Origin of the sequence: Candidatus Rhabdochlamydia oedothoracis (assembly GCF_019453995.1) — a bacterium.
Classification (GTDB): Bacteria; Chlamydiota; Chlamydiia; order Chlamydiales; family Rhabdochlamydiaceae; genus Rhabdochlamydia; species Rhabdochlamydia oedothoracis.
In genome coordinates this window covers 820153-840121 of record NZ_CP075587.1, presented here as the reverse complement: position 1 = coordinate 840121, position 19969 = coordinate 820153, and the positions used below count along the sequence as shown (strand labels likewise).

13 protein-coding genes are annotated in these 19969 nt (G+C 36.0%); 7 read left to right on the top strand and 6 right to left on the bottom strand.

The window, feature by feature from the left end:
* Positions 1-129 precede the first annotated feature (129 nt).
* The 5 genes from RHABOEDO_RS04700 (at position 130) to RHABOEDO_RS04680 (ending at position 4617) form a co-directional block, all read left to right on the top strand.
* Entirely contained in the window at positions 130-876 is a 747-nt protein-coding gene (locus RHABOEDO_RS04700) for a hypothetical protein (RefSeq protein ID WP_215217530.1), read from the top strand.
* A 161-nt stretch (positions 877-1037) separates the two neighbouring features.
* The gene (locus RHABOEDO_RS04695; RefSeq protein ID WP_220017824.1) at positions 1038-1331 is read left to right on the top strand and encodes a hypothetical protein; all 294 of its coding nucleotides are present in this window, start codon (positions 1038-1040) and stop codon (positions 1329-1331) included.
* A 72-nt stretch (positions 1332-1403) separates the two neighbouring features.
* Positions 1404-2363 (top strand): transaldolase, encoded by a 960-nt coding sequence (gene tal / locus RHABOEDO_RS04690; protein WP_215217532.1) that lies wholly within the window; start codon positions 1404-1406, stop codon positions 2361-2363.
* A 77-nt stretch (positions 2364-2440) separates the two neighbouring features.
* Entirely contained in the window at positions 2441-3097 is a 657-nt protein-coding gene (locus tag RHABOEDO_RS04685; RefSeq protein WP_220017877.1) for an IS5 family transposase, read from the top strand.
* A 779-nt stretch (positions 3098-3876) separates the two neighbouring features.
* Entirely contained in the window at positions 3877-4617 is a 741-nt protein-coding gene (locus tag RHABOEDO_RS04680; RefSeq protein WP_215217773.1) for an ABC transporter substrate-binding protein, read from the top strand.
* 39 nt (positions 4618-4656) lie between these two features.
* Here the strand turns inward: RHABOEDO_RS04680 and RHABOEDO_RS04675 are convergent, their stop codons facing one another.
* On the bottom strand, positions 4657-5670 hold the full coding sequence (locus RHABOEDO_RS04675) for an IS30 family transposase (protein WP_215216525.1): 1014 nt from the start codon (positions 5668-5670) through the stop codon (positions 4657-4659).
* A 96-nt stretch (positions 5671-5766) separates the two neighbouring features.
* On the opposite strand from RHABOEDO_RS04675, the gene RHABOEDO_RS04670 reads away from it, so the two are divergent.
* Entirely contained in the window at positions 5767-6768 is a 1002-nt protein-coding gene (locus RHABOEDO_RS04670) for an ABC transporter substrate-binding protein (RefSeq protein ID WP_256439936.1), read from the top strand.
* A gap of 48 nt (positions 6769-6816) precedes the next feature.
* Here the strand turns inward: RHABOEDO_RS04670 and RHABOEDO_RS04665 are convergent, their stop codons facing one another.
* From RHABOEDO_RS04665 to RHABOEDO_RS04655, 3 genes are all read right to left on the bottom strand, one after another.
* Positions 6817-7038, bottom strand: coding sequence for a hypothetical protein (locus tag RHABOEDO_RS04665; RefSeq protein ID WP_215217670.1), 222 nt, complete (start codon positions 7036-7038; stop codon positions 6817-6819).
* Between the two features lie 178 nt (positions 7039-7216).
* A complete protein-coding gene (locus tag RHABOEDO_RS04660) occupies positions 7217-8377 on the bottom strand; it encodes a hypothetical protein (RefSeq protein WP_220017822.1) in 1161 nt (386 codons plus the stop codon).
* Positions 8378-8861: 484 nt separating this feature from the next.
* Positions 8862-10601: a coiled-coil domain-containing protein gene (locus tag RHABOEDO_RS04655; protein WP_220017821.1), complete on the bottom strand. Its 1740-nt coding sequence runs from the start codon at positions 10599-10601 to the stop codon at positions 8862-8864.
* 363 nt (positions 10602-10964) lie between these two features.
* On the opposite strand from RHABOEDO_RS04655, the gene RHABOEDO_RS04650 reads away from it, so the two are divergent.
* Complete coding sequence (locus tag RHABOEDO_RS04650; RefSeq protein WP_215216602.1) at positions 10965-11768, top strand: NAD-dependent epimerase/dehydratase family protein; 804 nt, start codon at positions 10965-10967, stop codon at positions 11766-11768.
* Positions 11769-11988: 220 nt separating this feature from the next.
* On the opposite strand, the gene rpoC is transcribed toward RHABOEDO_RS04650, so the two are convergent.
* Both rpoC and rpoB read right to left on the bottom strand, forming a co-directional pair.
* On the bottom strand, positions 11989-16185 hold the full coding sequence (gene rpoC, locus RHABOEDO_RS04645) for a DNA-directed RNA polymerase subunit beta' (RefSeq protein ID WP_215216601.1): 4197 nt from the start codon (positions 16183-16185) through the stop codon (positions 11989-11991).
* A gap of 17 nt (positions 16186-16202) precedes the next feature.
* Positions 16203-19967: a DNA-directed RNA polymerase subunit beta gene (rpoB, locus tag RHABOEDO_RS04640; protein WP_215216600.1), complete on the bottom strand. Its 3765-nt coding sequence runs from the start codon at positions 19965-19967 to the stop codon at positions 16203-16205.
* Between the last annotated feature and the right edge of the window lie 2 nt (positions 19968-19969).

The window sequence follows — 19969 nt, the reverse complement described above, 5'->3', positions numbered from 1 at the left end:
TTATATTTAATAAAAACAATTACATACTCTTTGAATTAGAGATTTTTCTTCACAAAAACTCTCTCTTTTATATAAGATGCTTTTTTATAAACTTTTAAATCTAAAGACATAATAGAGGTTTAAAATCTAATGTATAAAATATGCCTTCTTTTATTTTCTCTTTTATTTTCCCCTTCTTGTTTCTGTATTACCACAGGTCAGCCTTCTTGTTTTTTTACTCCTCCTCCTAATTGGGATTTTGCTGATCCTAAAATACTGGCCCCAAGGGTTAAAGTTGCTTTTATCGGTAAAACCAAACAAGCCCTTGCGCCTTCTGTTATCTTGGCAGTTGAAGAAATAAAAGTGGACCTTGCCGAGTATTTAAAAGCGGTACAAGCCATCTATGAAAAAACTCGAAAAACAAGCTGGCGCAGCATGGGCTTAATGAAAACACAAGCTGGTCCAGCCCATCTTTTACAAATCGATACGGAAACTAAATACGGCCCTTTACGCAAATTGCAGCTTATTTTCATTAAAGAAAATAAAGCCTATATATTAACCACAACAGCCTTAAAAAAAGAGTTCCCTAGCCACTTAGAAGTTTTTCAAAAAACGCTTAAGTCTTTTACTTGTACTTGCGATCTGTATGTATCCCTTCCTAAAGAATTAAAAGCATATTTAGAGCAATTAGAAACCGCTCTTTTAGAAAAATGGAATGCTTTACTCGCCAAGAAAACCGATTTTGAAGAGATGTTTAACCAAACAGAATTTCAAGAGCTATATTGGTTGCCATTGCAGAAAAAAGTGCTGGAAGACTGTCAAACACTAGGAGCCTATTGGCAAATGATTGTCTTAAGATCTATTCGTGAACAGCTCCATATAAGTTACTTGAAATGAGATCTGTTTTTTTTCTCCTTACACTTTTTAGCTGCGGTCATTTTTCAAACTGGCAAATAGAGCACCTTTACTCAGACTGCAAAGAACATTGCTCAAACAAGCTATCTTATATAGACCGCATGAGCGGCATAGATCTAGAGATCGTGTGTATAGGAAGCAACATGAAAGCTTATTTGAATCTCTATCCTCACACAATCAAGCAATCAGCTGTAATTAAACTTATCACAAAAGAAGCATCCCAGCAATTTGCTGCTTATTGTCTAGAAGGCGGGCAAAAGATACTCTTATCTCTAGAATGTCTTACCTTTTTTTTACAAGCATTAGAAAATAACCAAGAAGTACAAATTGCAATCGGTGGTTATCAATCCATAATAAAACCCACTGAATTTCAAGAAAATTTTAAAAAATTACAAACCTTTTCTAAATTAATAAACCCTGTTCAATTCTCTTTCTAAATTTTTAATTTTTTTACTTCTCCTTAAACTCTGTGTTCGTTACCATTTGCTTTACTAATAATAAAGGTTTATATGAATAAGCTCGAGCAACTTAAAAAAGTAACAACCATTGTTTCTGATACGGGAGAAATTGAAGAAATTAAAACTTACCTACCGACAGATGCAACGACTAACCCCTCATTAATTCTCGCAGCTTCTAACAAACCTGAATATCAATTCTTAATCGAAGAAGCTATCCAATCAGGATTAAAAACCAAACAAACAGGCTCTACTTTAATTGCATTCATTATCGATAAGTTATTCGTGAATTTCGGTTTGGAAATTTTAAAAATTATCCCAGGACGCGTATCTACAGAAATCGATGCTCATCTTTCTTTTGATACAGAAAAAAGTATCAAAAAAGCTCGTTATTTAATTGCTTTATATGAAGAAGCTGGTATCCAGCGCAACCGCATTCTGATTAAACTAGCTTCTACATGGGAAGGTATTAAAGCTGCCAAACAACTTGAGAAAGAAGGTATCCACTGCAATATGACCCTGCTTTTTAGTTTGGAACAAGCAGTAGCTTGTGCAGAAGCAAAAGCTACTCTGATTTCCCCTTTTGTAGGTCGTATCTTGGACTGGTATAAAAAGCAGGAAAAAAAAGACTCTTATTCCCCTACCGAAGATCCAGGTGTTGTCTCTGTTACAACTATTTATAACTATTATAAAAAAATGGGTTATAAAACCCAAGTCATGGGTGCTAGTTTTCGCAATACGGATGAAATCTTGGAATTGGCTGGCTGTGATCTATTGACTATTACTCCTAAATTACTCGCTGAACTACAAAATCTAGAAGGACCTCTAAAGCGAAAACTTGATCCTAAAACAGCAAAAAAAACCATCTCTGATCTAATTATATTAGATGAGCAATCTTTCCGTTGGCATCTTAATGAAAATGCTATGGCAACAGAGAAGCTCTCAGAAGGGATTCGCGTTTTTGCTAAGGATAGTTTAAAATTAAGAAAATTGATTGAGCAAAAGATAAAATAGATTATTACCTAAGAGCCTGTTTAAAATCTTTTTAGTAAGGTATAATGATAGTTTTCATAAAACCTTTGGAGGTAGTTATGACCCGCTCTTATCCAAGCGATATTTCTCGTAAACAATTTAGCAAAATCCATCTAATACTTGAGTCTACACGCAAAAAAACACGTCCACGAAGAGTTGATCTATATGATATTTTTTGTGGAATTTTGTACATTTTAACAAGTGGTTGCCAGTGGCGTATGTTACCCATAGATTATCCTAAATGGGAATTATGTTATTATTATTTCCATCTTTGGAATAAAAAAGCGGAGAAGAAAGGATATGATGCAGGGAAAAAAATATCAGGAATAAAAAGACATATAGCAGTCGATAGCCAAGGGCTTCCTCATGCGATTCACATTACCACCGCTAATATCACTGACAGAAATGGGTGTATAGAAGCATTTTCACTACATAAAAACAATTTGTTCTGTGTAAAAAATGTTTTAGCAGATGGAGGATATTCTGGAGAAAAATTTGCAAAGAGTGTGCAGGAGATATTAGGATGTATAGTAGAAATAGCCAAAAGAAATACACTTCATACTTTTACAGTTATTCCCAAAAGATGGGTTGTAGAGCGTTCTTTTGCGTGGATAGAAAAATGTCGCAGGCTATGGAAAAATTGCGAAAGAAAACTACATACAAGCCTGAATATGGTGGTGCTAGCTTTTATTGCTCTACTTTTGAAAAGATTTTAAACAGGCTCTAAGATGTTTAGTCCCAAAGTGTGATGGAGTGGGTTGATTCTAAAACTTTTTGGTTTTTTTTGCCAACTGGCCCTTTCAACCTCGAAGTGCACAAAAAAGAACATATAAATACTTGAAAAAACATCTATTGTGCACCCGAGCATAGCATGTTTGTAGATAATCTCCTAAACACTTCTATTCGAGTTTCGAAGTTGAGAGCCTTTTTAGGTCTGTTATTTAGTGAAGTTTCCACCCTTTACCATATCCTTGGAAGTCGTATCTAAAAAGCTTTGTGTTTAAAGTAGAAGTCTGTCTCTAGCTCGAAACTAACCATTTGGTGGTAGGCAAATTCTTTTCCGTTGTCTGCTGTTAATGTGTGTACAAAATCTTTGATAGGTTTAAGTTGTTCAATTAACGCTTGACTTACTTCCTCTGCAGTTTTATGAGCAACTTTGGCGAGCTTAGTTAGCTTGGAAGTTCTTTCTACTAAGGTTATTCCGCACGGAATTCAATTTCCTAAAGGAAGCGTTGCTTAGAAATTATGGGGCATGGCTAGCCAATTTACTAATGATGAACTCCATCTTTTTTATCCCTTGCCTTTCAGCGCAGGAGAGTTTCTAAAAACTATCCTTCTAGAGGGGATAAAGACAATATCTTTATCCGTAGCTACACTGATAGAACCAACTTAAATTTTTTTTGTTGTTGTGGAATATGCGGTTTTATCGGAAAATATGTCTTTATAAAATTTATAATTATTCTTTAATATGATATGCAAAAAACTTCACGGAATTTTGACGATTCTTTCTTGTATCGTTAAAAAACCAAGATGGTCCTTTAATAGAAAAACACTGATTGTTATATTTGCTATTCTCTGTATTTCCGCGCTAACTTCTTCAGCTTTATCCCAACATGGCTTGTCTATGCTTAACTTAAACATGAAAACATCTCCTAAGACGTTTGATCCTCGTAAAGCCGGCGATGTTTATTCTTCGCAAATGATTTTCTTGCTGTTTGAAGGTCTTACTAAGAGATATCCCGATGGATCCATCAAATTTGCTCAAGCTAAGTCATATACCGTATCGGATGATAAACTTACCTATACATTTACGCTAGGAGACAACTACTGGTCTAATGGTAAGCCTGTTACTGCTTATGATTTTGAACAGTCGTGGAAAGATATTCTTGATCCCAAGTTTCCTTCGATGGGGGATTATTTGTTTGCTCCTATTAAAAATGCGGAAAGCGCTAAAAAAGGACTTGTTTCTTTAAGTGAGGTAGGCATTAAAGCCGTTGATGAAAAAACCCTAGTGATTGAGCTAGAACACCCGACTCCTTACCTTCTTAAACTGTTTACGCTCCCTAGATTTGTTCCTATACATGTTGAACTAGACCGAAAGAACCCTAATTGGGCAATTCAAACAGGCGCTCAATTCGTGTGCAATGGACCTTTCCTATTGGAAAGCTTTAAGCAAAACGATCAAATCGTTTTCACTAACAATCCATACTATCGAAAAAGGCCCTTTCAACCTTGAAGTGCACAAAAAAGAACATATAAATACTTGAAAAAACATCTATTGTGCACCCGAGCATAGCATGTTTGTAGATAATCTCGTAAACACTTCTAGTGGAGTTTCGAAGTTGAGAGCCTTTCTAGGTCTGTTATTTAGTAAAGTTTCCACCCTTTCTATATCCTTGGAAGTCGTATCTAAAAAGCTTTGTGTTTTAGGAAAATATTGCCTAACTAGTCCGTTTGTATGCTCATTTAAGCCTCTTTCCCAAGAATGGTAGGGCGTTGCAAAGTAGAAGTCTGTCTCTAGCTCGAAACTAACCATTTGGTGATAGGCAAATTCTTTTCCGTTGTCTGCTGTTAATGTGTGTACAAAATCTTTGATAGGTTTAAGTTGTTCAATTAACGCTTGACTTACTTCCTCTGCAGTTTTATGAGAAACTTTGGCGAGCTTAGTTAGCTTGGAAGTTCTTTCTACCATTGATACAATTACGCCTTTATGTCCTGCCCCTATGACTGTATCTAGTTCCCAGTCTCCTAAACGAGTCTTTTTTTCTACAATACAAGGCCGTTGCTTAATATCTATACGACCAGGCATGTTCCCTCTTCCAGAAGCTCCCTTTCTCTGCTTGTTATATTTTTTCCCTCGATGACGGAGCTCTCTATAAAGCTGTCCTCCCTGTCGTTTATCTTTCCAGATATGATTATAGATGGTCTCATGACTAACATGTTCTTTACCATGTCTTTTAAGCCATCCGGATATTTGTATAGGGCTCCATTGCAACTTGATTTTTTCTTCAATACGGGTAACTATTTGAGGAGTCATTTTTTTATTGGGCTGAGAATTTTTTCTAAGAAATGCTTTTTCTTGAGCTTGCTGATGACGGTATCCTCGTTGCCCTTTATTTCTCTTAAGTTCCCTACTAATAGTGCTATGATGAACTTTTAGAATGTTTGCTATTGAGCTAGATGTATCTCCTCTAGCTTTTAAAATATAAATCTGACATCTTTGGTCATAGGTTAGGTGATGGTAGCCTTTAGGCAAGGTCTCTCCTTGTGTTTGATTGTTAAAAATCACAATAGAGATTCTTTCATCGCCTGCCTATTCTTTTTTTAATTCTTCTGTGCACTTCAAACTTGAAAAGACTAAACAAAAGATCAACATCCCCCAAAAATTACATTCAATATTGTGGAAAACGATCACGTAACACTAGAAATGTTTAAACAAGGAACAGTTGATATGATTGGTGACTCTTTAACAGATATTTCTTTAGAAGAGGTATCTAAGCTAGAAAAAACATGGACCTTTAACTCAGAGCCACAACCTTATTCTGTATTTATTTGCCTCAATACAACTAAACCGCCTTTTACTCATGTGAAGATTCGAAGAGCTTTTGCCCTAGCGATTAATCGCCAAGAATTGATCGGAATGTTAGGCAAAGGATGTAAAAAAAATATACAAGCAGATGCAATCAGTCCTGCTTACAAAGCGGGCTTGTCCGCAACAAATCTAGTTGCACCTTGCTTAAAAGAAAACCGATGTCCCCAATTTTTCAAAGATAACGATGTCATCCAAGCGAATATTCTGCTCAATGAAGGAATGGCTGAACTAGGTATTACCAAGGAGGCTTTTAAATCACTGACTTTCCTTTATCACTCCGGGGATTATGCAGCAGATGAGATAGTGCAAGTCATTCAACAGCAATGGGCAAAAGTATTTGGAATCTTTATTAAACTAGAGAAATTAGACTTTAGCATTGCTATAGATAAATTAAATAGCCGTGATTATTCAATCTGCCTTTCCAGTTGGCTGGCTTTTTACGATGATCCTATGAACATCCTTCAAATGTTTAAGTATAGAAATTATGGAAGAAATTTCACTGGTTGGGAACATCCAAAGTTTATCGAATTACTGAATCGCTCTAACTATGAGGAAGGATGCAAGCGCTTATTAACCCTGGAAAAAGCTGAAAAAGTTCTAATCGATGATATGCCTGTCATTCCCTTATATCACAAAAATTATGTATATCTTATGAACCCAGAATTGGAGTTTAATATCTCTCTATGGGGAGATAGGTTACTATTTCCCCTGTCTCCCGCACAAAAAGAAGTGCAAAAAGAGAACAAACATTCTCGTATAAAGAAAAAACCTAAAAATCCGTTAGTAAAAAAATAACATGTAAAAGCCTGAGAGTTACATATCAGAATATGCACTAAATTTTTTCTATACAAATGAATACACTTGCTCACACCTGCTACTAGCAACTCCTATAGCATTACCTCTGGTATCAAGTAAGTATTTATGAGCTACTTCAATGGCTCCATATTCATTAATGTAATTTACAATACATTTAGGCAATACACCCTTTTCTTTGTCTTTGAGCAGATACTCTTTTGGCTCATCTTCCCAAATACTTTGGAAGTGAACCGATTCAAGATCTTTCAAGTATCATACTTCTTTGTCATGAAAATTTAAAGTTCATTAGAATTAACCCACTCCATCACACTTTGAGACTAAACACTTTGGTATTTGCTTTTTCAACTAAGGCATGATGCCTTAGTTGAAAAAGCTGTTTTTTTACTATTTATCACTAAGTGTCAATTTAAGTCCTATCTATTACAAATTATACTTGAGTATGGCCTTGTCTCTGTGAAGTTTTTAAGTTATTATCGAGATGTAAACTATACTTATATCTTCTTTTTTTCTTAAACATGAAAATACCAGCTAATAAACTTCCAAATGCCAATGTACCTAATGCTATTGATACAATCAATGGTTGACTATTTGTTGATTGAGTTATTTTAGGTTCTGTTGTTGTGGTGGTTGGTTCAGGTATTGTTGTTGAAGTAGCAGCTGTTAGTTTTGTTTGTTTAACTGTTGTTTCTGGAGCAGTTGTTAATTGAGTTAGCTCAAGTGTTATTGATTCTGTTGTTGTGTTTGGTTCAGATGTTGTGTTTGGTTCAGATGTTGTGTTTGGTTCAGATATTGTTGTTGAAGTAGCAGCTGTTAGTTTTGTTTGTTTAACTGTTGTTTCTGGAGCAGTTGTTGATTGAGTTAGTTCAAGTATTGTAGTTGATTCTTCTAGAGAAAAATATTCTGGAAAAACATCAATAATAGCTTTCGTTATACGATTAATTTTAGAATATTGTTCAGGATCTTGTCGTATGTTTAGTGATGAATATTCAATAATAATCATAATAAATTTGTCATAATCTTCCCTGTTTTTTTTTAAGTCTATTTCAGTGAGGTCTAGAGGAGAGCTTAGATTGATTCGAATTTGATTAATTACTTGTACAGCTTCATCTAAAAAACCTGGATAGAAGTCTGTTTCTTTTAATGGTAAATCATTTACTTGACTAGTATTGAAAAGATTCATTAGCATTTCAAACCTAGGAGGATATATAGAATCAGCTGTTGTTGTAGTTGATTCAGGCGTTGTTAACCGAGTTGTTTTTCCTTGAAAGATCAAATTCATATTGTGAGGCACAGAACTTCTTTTATTACCTTTGTTATGAATAGCTCTTAAACGTCTGGACCGTGGAATGTTATTATATTTTGGACCTGTAAAGTCATTGTCAATTTCTAAAACTACTACTTTTTTTTTTTGATTAAAGAGATTTTTTGTAAAATTATTGCTAGTTTTTAACCCTGCTATTTTGTCTATTTGATTAAAGGGATATTTTGTAAAACCATTGTCAGTTTCTAAAACTGCTACTTCGTGTTTTTTTTGATTAAAGGAAGGTAGCCCTAGATCATTGATATTTCCTCCAGGAAAAAAAATCATAGAAGACATGTTTATTGTATTATTTGAAACAGAGATTATAGGATTCATTTTTTTATATCCAAAGTAAGATGATTTGATGCATTTTTAATATATTAAGATAACAAATATAAATAGACATAAGCCGTATTTATAGTCATTTTTTATTTATAATATTAGTTATTCTTTTTATCTTTTTCTATTTAGGATTAATGACAAGTTTCAAGTCGTTGACTTGAACTTCATTAAGCTAGCCGTTTGAGTCGGCACTACTATATATTTATAAGTTATCATTTTGGTATTTGCTTTTTCAACTAAGGTATCATGCCTTAGTTGAAAAAGCTGTTTTTCTTTGCTACTTACTATTAAGTGTCAATTTAAGTCTTATCTATTACAATGAAAATTTCAAGGAATTGACATATTACTCTAGCTCCATTTTATAATTTTTTTAACCGTTGCAACTTTAGCTTTGCTTCTCAGTTAGCTTTCATCTTATAAACATAAAAAATTACTTTTGCGCAGGAATGCTACCAAGTTTTGATTGAGTACTCCGCCTCTTTTTTTCTAACGCAATGGCTGTTTGTACCTCCTTAAGAAGCTTAACACTACAAATATTGTTTTCATCTTCTAAATGTTGTAAAGTTTCATTCAGACTAGAAAGCTCTTGCTCTTTTTCCTCTAAAGAGGTTGTTGTCAAGTTGGCTTGTTTGTTTAATTGAGTGATCTCTCTATCTTTCTCTTCTAGAGTTATATTATAGGTTGTTGTTAAGTTAGCTTTGTTAGCTTCACAAGTATTTTTTTCATCTTCTAAATGTTGTAAAGTTTCATTCAGACTAGAAAGCTCTTGCTCTTTTTCCTCTAAAGAGGTTGTTGTCAAGTTGGCTTGTTTGTTTAATTGAGTGATCTCTCTATCTTTCTCTTCTAGAGTTATATTATAGGTTGTTGTTAAGTTAGCTTTGTTAGCTTCACAAGTATTTTTTTCATCTTTTAAACGTTGTAAAGTTTCATTCAGACTAGAAAGCTCTTGGTCTTTTTCCTCTAAAGAGGTTGTTGTCAAGTTGGCTTGTTTATTTAATTGAGTGATCTCTCTATCTTTCTTTTCTAGAGTTATATTATAGGTTGTTGTTAAGTTAGCTTTGTTAGCTTCACAAGTATTTTTTTCATCTTTTAAACGTTGTAAAGTTTCATTCAGACTAGAAAGCTCTTGGTCTTTTTCCTCTAAAGAGGTTGTTGTCAAGTTGGCTTGTTTATTTAATTGAGTGATCTCTCTATCTTTCTTTTCTAGAGTTATATTATAGGTTGTTGTTAAGTTAGCTTTGTTAGCTTCACAAGTATTTTTTTCATCTTTTAAACGTTGTAAAGTTTCATTCAGACTAGAAAGCTCTTGGTCTTTTTCCTCTAAAGAGGTTGTTGTCAAGTTGGCTTGTTTATTTAATTGAGTGATCTCTCTATCTTTCTTTTCTAGAGTTATATTATAGGTTGTTGTTAAGTTAGCTTTTTCCTCTTTACATGTACTTAAGTTTCTATTGCAAATAGCTCCTTGATATGCTAAATCTTGGTTAGTTTCCATAACGCGGGGAAGTTCCTCGCAGCCAATTGTTCTAAAATACTTTTCTTTTTCCTTGCGACATTTATCTCGTTCCTTTTCTAAGTTACCCCTTAAGTTTTTCTGAATCTGGCAAATCTCTCGTTTGTAATCTGATATTATGTTGTGTTTTTCTTGTGCACAAGTATCTTTTTTCTCTTTATAATTACGGTTTTCCTCTTGACAAGTACGTAATTCTTTTTCGCAATTATGTTTTTCCGTTTCACAAGTAAATAAGCGATCTGCATGAGAATTTTTTTCAGAAAAAGATAGGTCAGGTGGTATATCAGAAGAAGGAATAGATCTTGTATGTCTTGCATGAATACGCTTTGACCGTGGAATATTTCCATACTTTGGATCTGTAAACCCATTTCCAATTTTCACCTTAGCCACTTTATCTATTTTTCGATTTGAAGGAGACATATTGGTAGCATTCATTGGAGATTCATTTGAAAATGCCTCTATAGAATTTATTAGACTATCATCAGGCAAAGGACCTCGAAAAGATCTATCTGCTTTTCGATTTGAAGGAGACATATTGGTAGCATTCATTGGAGATTCATTAGGCAAGGGACCTCGAAAAGATCTATCAAAATATATACTAGTATTACTTTCTGTATTAAAAGATCCATTGATTGCTATACTTGAATTTATAAAGCTCATTTTTATTTCCTAATATTAAATTATTCAACTTTTTAAAAAACAAAATAACGCTGAAGTTATTCTTTTGCGAAAAAGTACATTATCTTGAATTTTGTGCATACATAAATCGTCAAAATCTTTCGACTAAATGAAAATTTTAGAGAATATTAGGTATAATAAATTTGATTTCCATTCTAAATCTCTTGTAGAGATGCAAAAGTCTGACTTTGCTATTAGTGAGAAACCACACTTTTCTATATATTCTAAAGCTTTAATTCTTAAATTGTGTGAGTATGTCATTGTATGATACATACTTATAATAAAAAAAATACCAGAAGACTTAAATCCATGTACCATCTAAAATATTTACAAAAAGTTTCTTAAATGAAGTTATTAGTGATGGGAGCAGGCTATGTAGGAGAGGCGTTATTAAGATATCTTCAAATCCAAAAACATAAGATTTTTATTACTACAACGCGCAAAGAACGAGTCAATGCACTCAGTTACTATGGACACAGTGTGTTGCTTCCTATAGAAGATAAAGAGTTCAAGGAATTAATCGATTCCTGTGATGGGGTGATCATCCTCATAGCCCCTAAAAATTTGCAAAGCTACAAAGAGGTTTATCTACAAACAGCTAAGAGAGTTTCTTTAGTTTTAAAAGACAGGCAAACACCTTTTTATCTGCTTTATACTAGTAGCACTTCTGTCTGTGAAGGACAGCAAAATAAGTGGGTTACAGAAGATAGGGTTCTTTGTCCAAAATCAGAGAATGCAAAAATACTGCTTGAAGCAGAACGTTCCTACTTAAACTGCAATGCTTCTACTTGTATTCTTCGTTTGGGAGGTATTTATGGTCCCAAACGAGAACTGCTCGATCGAGTAAAACACTTTTCGGGAAAAAAAATGCTCAGCTCTGGAGAGGAGTTCACAAATCATATTCATTTAGAGGATATTATAGCAGCTATTAGGTTTTGCTTGGATCACTCTTTAACGGGCATTTATCATTTGGTCAATGATGATCATACGCCTCGTAGAGAACTCTACTCCCATCTTTGTCAATTAGCTGGTATTCCTTCCCCGATATGGAGCAAAGATTCATCAAAGAGCAGCTATAAAGTTTGCAATCAGAAAATCAAATCAATGGGTTTTATCTTTAAGCATCCCAGATTCAAGCAGATGATTTAATAAAACATTTGTCTAAATAGTAAGCATTTAATATTAAATTAAAAGAAGATTCCGCTATTATTCGATCTCTTTTCGACTTGTTTCTCATAGATTCAAACAGCTAAATGGCTTTTTTCTCAGCTTGTTAATTTTTTTATAAACCTTATAAGTGAAAAAAGTAAGAATTATATGAGATAAAAAAAGCCCTATTTTGCAATAGGGCTTTAATTTAGAAGAAAAGCTATCCAACAAGTACAGGATCACTATCGTTAAAAGAAAAAATAAGTGGTTCTTTCTCTTCACGATCAAGATTTAAAACCCTTTCACGATACTCTTCAAATCCAGTTCCCCCAGGGATCATATGCCCTAAGATAATATTGGATTTAAAGTCGAGCAGATAGTCTGTTTTACCTTCGCAAGCTGCATCTGTTAAGACACGTGTTGTCTCTTGGAAGGAAGCTGCAGAAATGAAGGATTCTGTTCCCAATGAGGCTTTAGTAATACCTAAAAGCACAGGAGTTGCTTGTGCAGGACGCCCACCTTCATTTAAAGTTTTAGAGTTCATCGCATGGAAGTTTTTCTTGTCCACATCTTCTCCGTATAAGAAGATAGTATCGCCTGGATCTGTTACACGTACTTTTTGCAACATCTGACGGATAATGATTTCAATGTGTTTATCATTGATATCCACCCCTTGTAGACGATAAACCTCTTGCACTTGGTTGACAAGATATCTTTGTAGCTCACGAACACCACAAATATCAAGGATTTCTTGCGGTACAACTAAACCATCGGTTAATTGTTGTCCTTTAATAACAAAGTCACCTCTTTGCACGATTAAGTGTTTAGTCAAAGGAATTAAATGTTCTTGTTCCATACCGGATTCATCATCGCGAACAATCACAATACGTTTATTCTTTTGCACCCCACGGAAATCAACAACTCCATCGATCTTAGCAATCTCAGCAGCATCTTTTGGGCGTCTAGCTTCGAATAGTTCTGCAACACGCGGCAAGCCCCCGACGATATCTTTTGTCTTAATAGCTCCTCTAGGAAGACGAGCTAACAACATACCCGCTGTTACAGCTTGTCCTTCTTGTACCGAAATATACGCACCTGATGGGATCGCATACGTTCCCACAAGTTCTGTACATTTAGGATCTGCATAAATGACAATCTGAGGATGCAGTTCACCACGGTGTTGCTTAACAATTAGTTCTGTTTGACCTGTTTGCTTATTCATTTCTTTTTGCGTAGAAATTCCTTCAACAAGATCTTCATATTTTACATAACCTGGACGCTCACAAATAATCGGAACATTGTGTTGTTCCCAATAACCAATTTTTGTTTTCTTTTTGATGTTAGTTCCATTAGCAAGTAAAATACGCGTCCCCAATTCTACGGTAAAGGTTTGCAAAGGTTCTATGGATTTAGTACTGAGTAATTTCTTATACTCGTCCAAAGTTCTTCCTTCATTACGCACAATATGCAAGGTACCATTTTTATTTAAAGCTAAGAACACATGCTCATCGGTTTCTACTGTACGAAGACCCATATAGACCAAAACACCATCGTATTCTGCAATTAATTCAGGCGAAATACCCGCTGATGCAATTCCCCCAGTGTGGAAAGTACGCATAGTAAGCTGGGTTCCTGGTTCTCCAATGGATTGAGCAGCTATAATTCCCACAGCTTCGCCTAAACCAATCAGCATACCATTTGCCAGATCCGTACCGTAACACTTTGCACATATTCCCCTTCTTGCTTCACAAGTAAGAGCAGAGCGAATACGAACGCTTTCCATTCCTGCATCATCAATTTTTTCTGCTTGCAGAACATTGAGCACAGCTCCTGCTTTTGCAATCAATTGTGTACTATCACCCGGTTGGTAAATATCTTCACAGACAGCGCGGCCAAAAATACGATCTTTTAAAGAAAGAAGTTCTTCTTGTCCTTGCTTAATTGCAAAAACATCAATTCCATTTAACGTTCCACAGTCAGCTTCTGTAATAATGACATTTTGTCCCACATCCACAAGACGACGAGTCAAATATCCGGAATCCGCTGTTTTTAAAGCGGTGTCAGCAAGGCCTTTTCGAGCTCCGTGAGAGGAGATAAAGAACTCAAGAACGCTTAAACCTTCACGGAAGTTTGCAATAATAGGAGATTCAATAATTTCACCAGATGGTTTTGCCATCAAACCGCGCAAAGCTCCGAGCTGTTTAACCTGGGATTTATTACCTCGAGCACCAGAATCCATCATTAAGAAAAGAGGATTTAACTCACCCTCTTTTAATGAACTAATTATTTTAAATAGCTCTTCGGATAATAGATCTGTTACCTCTGTCCACATACCAATAATTTTGGAGTGGCGCTCTCCCTCGGTAATAATACCATCTTCATACTGTTTAACAACCGTCTCGATTCGTTTTTCAGCATCTTCAATGACTTTCTTTTTATTAGTTGGGATTTTAACATCATAAACCCCCATCGATAAAGAAGCTTTGGTCGCTTCAGAAAACCCGAGGGTTTTAATATCATCTAGAAAACACACAGTTGCTTCTAAGCCAACTTTTTTATACACCTCAAGAACGAGCTCACTCATTTTTTTCTTACGCAAGGTGTAATTTTGAAATCCAAGCTCTTTAGGAACAATCATATTGAATAAAACACGCCCGGGCGTTGTTTCAATAATGCTATTATCTAACTTAAGTTTGATTTTTTCATGTAATCTGATTCCTCTTCCCAAGTCATCACGACGCTTGCCTTCTAATTGAGGCTCATCAAAGTTATAGCTCCCAGCACCTGGCGCTAAAGCCATCAGAACTTCTTGCTTATCGATAAAAACTTTCGTTTTTTTAACATGCTCTTCCGGAATATAAATAGGATCTAACATGAGGTAATACAAACCTAAGATCATATCCTGTGAAGGAACCGCAGAAGGTTTACCAGAAGAAGGTAAAAAGATGTTGTCTGGTGCCATCATCAATAACTTTACTTCTAGTTGCGCCTCTAATGATAAAGGCACGTGAACCGCCATCTGGTCACCGTCAAAGTCCGCATTAAACGCAGAGCATACAAGCGGATGTACACGAATGGCTTTTCCTTCAACAAGTGTCGGTATAAATGCTTGAAGACCTAATCTATGCAAAGTAGGCGCACGGTTCAAAATAACAGGATGGTCTTTTGTAATTTCTTCTAATACATCCCATACTGCAGGAGCTTGCTTTTGAATCATCTTTTTAGCAGAACGTATCGTGTATACGTAGTCTAAATCTTTTAAGCGTTTAATGATAAATGGTTCGAACAACTGTAAGGCCATTTGCTTAGGCAAACCGCACTGATTAAACTTTAACTCAGGACCTACGACAATGACAGAACGACCAGAATAATCCACTCTTTTTCCTAAAAGGTTTTGACGGAAACGCCCCTGTTTTCCTTTTAACATTTCTGATAAGGATTTAAGTGGACGGTTACCAGCTCCCATAACAGGATGGCCATGACGACCGTTATCAAATAAAGCGTCTACCGCTTCTTGAAGCATCCTTTTTTCATTACGCACAATGACATCGGGGGTTTTTAACTTTAAAATCGCTTTTAAACGATTATTACGGTTAATAACACGGCGATACAAATCGTTTAAATCAGAGGTCGCAAAACGGCCCCCATCCAAAGGAACAAGAGGTCTTAAATCGGGTGGAATTACAGGAATAGCTGCCATCACCATCCAGTCTGGACGGTTAGGAGAAGTAGTAAACCCTTCTACAATCTTTAGCCTTTTAGCTAATTTCATCCGCGCTTGCATGGACTTTGTCTTACGCAATTTGTCTTTTAGTTCTACTACAAGGGTTTGTAGATCTTCTCTTTCTAAAAGATCACGAATGGCTTCTCCTCCCATTTTAGCAACAAAAGTATTGGTTCCCCATTTCTCTTGCGCTTCTCGATACTGAACATCGCTTAACAGTTGCTTTTTTTCTAACTCTGTCTGACCTGGGTCAATAACAATATATTCTTCATAATAAATGACTCTTTCTAAATCAGCAGAAGACATTCCTAAGATATTACCAATGCGAGATGGCATGGTTTTAAAAAACCAGATATGAACAATGGGAACAGCAAGCTCAATATGCGCCATTCGTTGACGACGCACTTTAGCCAGGGTAACTTCTACACCACAACGGTCACAAACAATCCCTTTGTGTTTGATCTTCTTATATTTTCCACAGCCGCATTCCCAATCCTTAGTAGGACCAAAAATCTTTTCACAACACAACCCACCTTTTTCTGGTTTATAGGTACGGTAGTTAATTGTTTCAGCTTTTTTAATCTCCCCACGAGACCATTCATTGCGAATTTTATCATCAGATGCAATTCGAATGGTCACTTTCCCAAAACGAGAGCTTTTTTCAAAGCGGGAATTATTGAATTCTTCCGACATTTAAGTTACTCCAAGTTTTACTCTTCTTCTGCTGACACGGCACACATATCTATTCCAAGACCACGTATCTCTTTTTCAAGTACATTATAAGACTCTGGGACCCTGGTCCATAGAAGGTTTTCGCCTGTTACAATTAATTCATAAGCACGAAGCCTTGCTTCCACAGCGTCTGATTTAACAGTTACTAATTCTTGCAACGTATAACCAGCACCATAGGCTTCTAATCCCCAAACCTCCATCTCTCCAAATCTTTGTCCTCCCATCTGGGCTTTTCCCCCTAATGGCTGTTGCGTAACAAGTGAATAAGGACCAACTGAACGAGCGTGAATTTTATCAGCAGCTAAGTGATTTAATTTAAGCATGTATATGTAGCCACACACAACAGGGTTTTCAAAACGCTCTCCTGTGCGTCCATCATATAAATAGCTCTTTCCATTAGAAGGAAGGCCGTTTTCTTTCATCATTGCCCAAATACGAGATTCTGGAAATCCTTCAAAAACAGGACTTTTTACATAAATCCCTGCTTTTTTAGCTGCATACCCAAGATGAGTTTCTAATAACTGTCCCATATTCATACGAGAAGGAACACCTAGAGGATTTAAAATCATTTCAATGGTTTCTCCATTGTTTAAATAGGGCATATCTTGCTCGGGAACAATCTTAGAAACAACCCCTTTATTTCCATGGCGCCCTGCCATTTTATCTCCCACTTCTAACTTACGCTTTGAAGCAACATAGATTTTAACTTGACGAATAACCCCTGGATCTAATTCGGTATCTCCCTTGCGAATAAATTCAATTTCCGTTTTATGCTGCTGCTGTAAAGCCTGCATTTGTGAATCAAACTCACGCATCAATTTTTTAAGAGTGTCATACTCTTCTGCTTCCCCGATGATTAAGTCTTCAGGCTTTTCCTCTTCTAGAAGTTCAATCATCTCTTGAGTGATAATCTCTTCTTCTTTAATCAGAATATCACCTGTTTTACGATGCATAATGGGTGCTGGAGCAGCTTCTCCTAATAAAAGAGCGCCTACTTGCTCATGAAATTCTATAATGAGCTTTGATTCTTTAGCTTTAAACTCTTGATGAATATCTTTAATACGAGTGGCTTCCTCTACTAACTCATCATCTGTTTTGGATAAACGATCTCTACGGGTAAAGACCCTTACATCCATGACAACCCCAGATGTTCCTGGAGGAGCAATTAAAGAAGCATCTTTTACTTCATCGCCTTTTTCTTCAAAAATAGCGCAAAGCAGTTTTTTTTCTAAAGGAGCGTTATCTTCTACTTTTGGAACGGTTTTACCAACTAGGTAATCCCCTTGTACAACTTTAGCTCCCTTACGAGCCACACCGGTTTTATCTAAATGTCTTAAAGGATACTCTGAAACATTAGGAATATCCGGTGTAATTTCTTCTTTACCAATTTTAGTAACTTGCGCTTGAGCTTCAAATTCTTCAATTAAGACAGAATCGTACGCTCCTTGTTTAACAAGTTTCTCTGAAATAATAATCGCATCTTCAAAGTTATAACCACACCAGGGCATAAACGCTACTAAGACGTTCTTACCTAGAGCGATTTCCCCTTTATCGGTAGCAGGTCCATCTGCAATGATATCCCCTGCTTCTATCACATCTCCATTAGCGCAAAGTGGGGTTTGATTAATGCAAGTTCCCGCATTAGATCGCATAAATTTTTTCAAATGATACGTCTTTTTAAGTAAAGGATTCGACTTAGCGGCAATTACAATCTGAAACCCATCCACGAACTCAACAAGACCGTCTTCTTCTGCCAAAATAATAGCTCCAGAATCTCGAGCAGCTCTAGATTCAAGACCTGTCCCTACAATGGGGGCTTCCGTTTGTAAAAGAGGCACAGCTTGACGTTGCATGTTAGAGCCCATCAAAGCTCTATTAGCATCGTCGTGTTCTAAGAAAGGAATTAAACCGGTAACAATAGAAACTGGTTGTTTCGAAGAAACATCCATATGCGTCACTTTACTCGTTTCAATTTTTAGAGGTTCACCTTTGTGTCTGGCCCAGCAAATAGAATCGATAAATAGATTATGTTCATCCAAAGCAGTAGATGCTTGTGCAATCACACAATTTTTTTCTTGGTCTGCATCCATGTACTCGATTTCATCCGTCACGAGTCCATCTCTTACAATGCGATAAGGAGTTTCAATAAAACTAAATTCATTGAGCTTAGCAAATGCAGCAAGAGAGGTAATCAAGCCAATGTTTGGACCCTCTGGCGTTTCAATAGGACAAATACGACCATAATGGCTGGGATGCACATCTCGAACTTCAAAGCCAGCTCTTTCACGATTAAGGCCACCTGGTCCTAGGGAAGAAAGACGTCTTTTATGCGTTAACTCTGCAATAGGGTTATTTTGATCCATGAACTGAGAAAGTTGAGATCTTCCAAAGAAATCTTTTAAAACACCAGCTAAGCCTTTGGCTGAAACCACTTTACCCGGGGTTAATGTGTCAGAAGTGAAGTCGAATAAGTTGATTCTTTCTTTAATAATTTTTTCCATTCGAGAAAGACCTACTCGGCATTGGTTCTGTATTAATTCACCGACAGAACGAACACGACGGTTTCCTAAGTGATCGATATCATCGATATCAAACCCTTCATCACCTTTCTTTAAACGAATTAAATATCTGACAGCACCGATTACATCTTCTTTACGCAAGGTAACCACATCTAAATCTTCATCTTCTGTAGAAAATTTTAATTTGTGATTGAGCTTATAGCGCCCAACCCGTCCTAAATTATAACGTTTTGGATCGAAGAATAGTCGCATAATTGCAGAGCGCGCATTGGAAAGCGTAGCTGGTTCACCTGGTCTAATTTTACGATAAAAATCTTTCAAAGCAGATTCGTAAGAATCTGTTGGATCTTTAGCTAACATTTTAATAACAGGACTTGTCTCATCTGCGTCTTCAGCAATTCTCGCAGAGGAAATCCCCGCATCTAACATGCGCTTTAACATGGATGTAGTCAGCTTCTCTGCTGCTTTTCCAAAAATAACACCATTTTCTTCATCTACAACATCTTCTGCTAAAATCTTTCCTACTAATTTTGGGAAATCCTTATCTGAACGGATCTTAATTTTTACCGTGCTAAAAAACTCTTCAATAATATCTGCATCTGTAGAATATCCAAGAGTACGGATAAAAGAGGTTGCTAGAATTTTACGTCTGCGTTTTTTACGATCGATATAAATATAAATATGATCACTTGAATCAAAGGCTCCTTCTAACCAGCTTCCTCTATAAGGAATGATTCGGAAAGAATAAATATTTACACCTTTTATATGTCTTTCGTGTTCAAAGGAAATACCGGGAGATCTATGTAATTGAGAAACAATTACCCTCTCTGCACCATTGATAATAAAAGTGCCCTTATCAGTCATTATAGGCAAGGTCCCCATATAGACCTCTTCTTCTTTAATACCTGTTTCATCGGTCAGTCGAAATTTAACTTTCAAAAAAACATTATAGGTAATTCCGCGACGAATGCACTCTTCGGGCGTATACTTAGGAACTCCTAAAGTATAGGAAATGTATTCAAGGATGGTTTTTTCATCATACGATTTGATGGGGAAAATTTCTGTAAAAACCTCTTGCAATCCAACATTTTCTCTTTCATGAGGCAATTTATCTGCCTGAAGAAATTGACTGTAAGATTTAATTTGGATTTCAATCAGGTTTGGCAGGTCGATAATCTCTTTCCTGTCTTGGAAACTCACCCTATGGGGCGGCCTTTTTAACATTG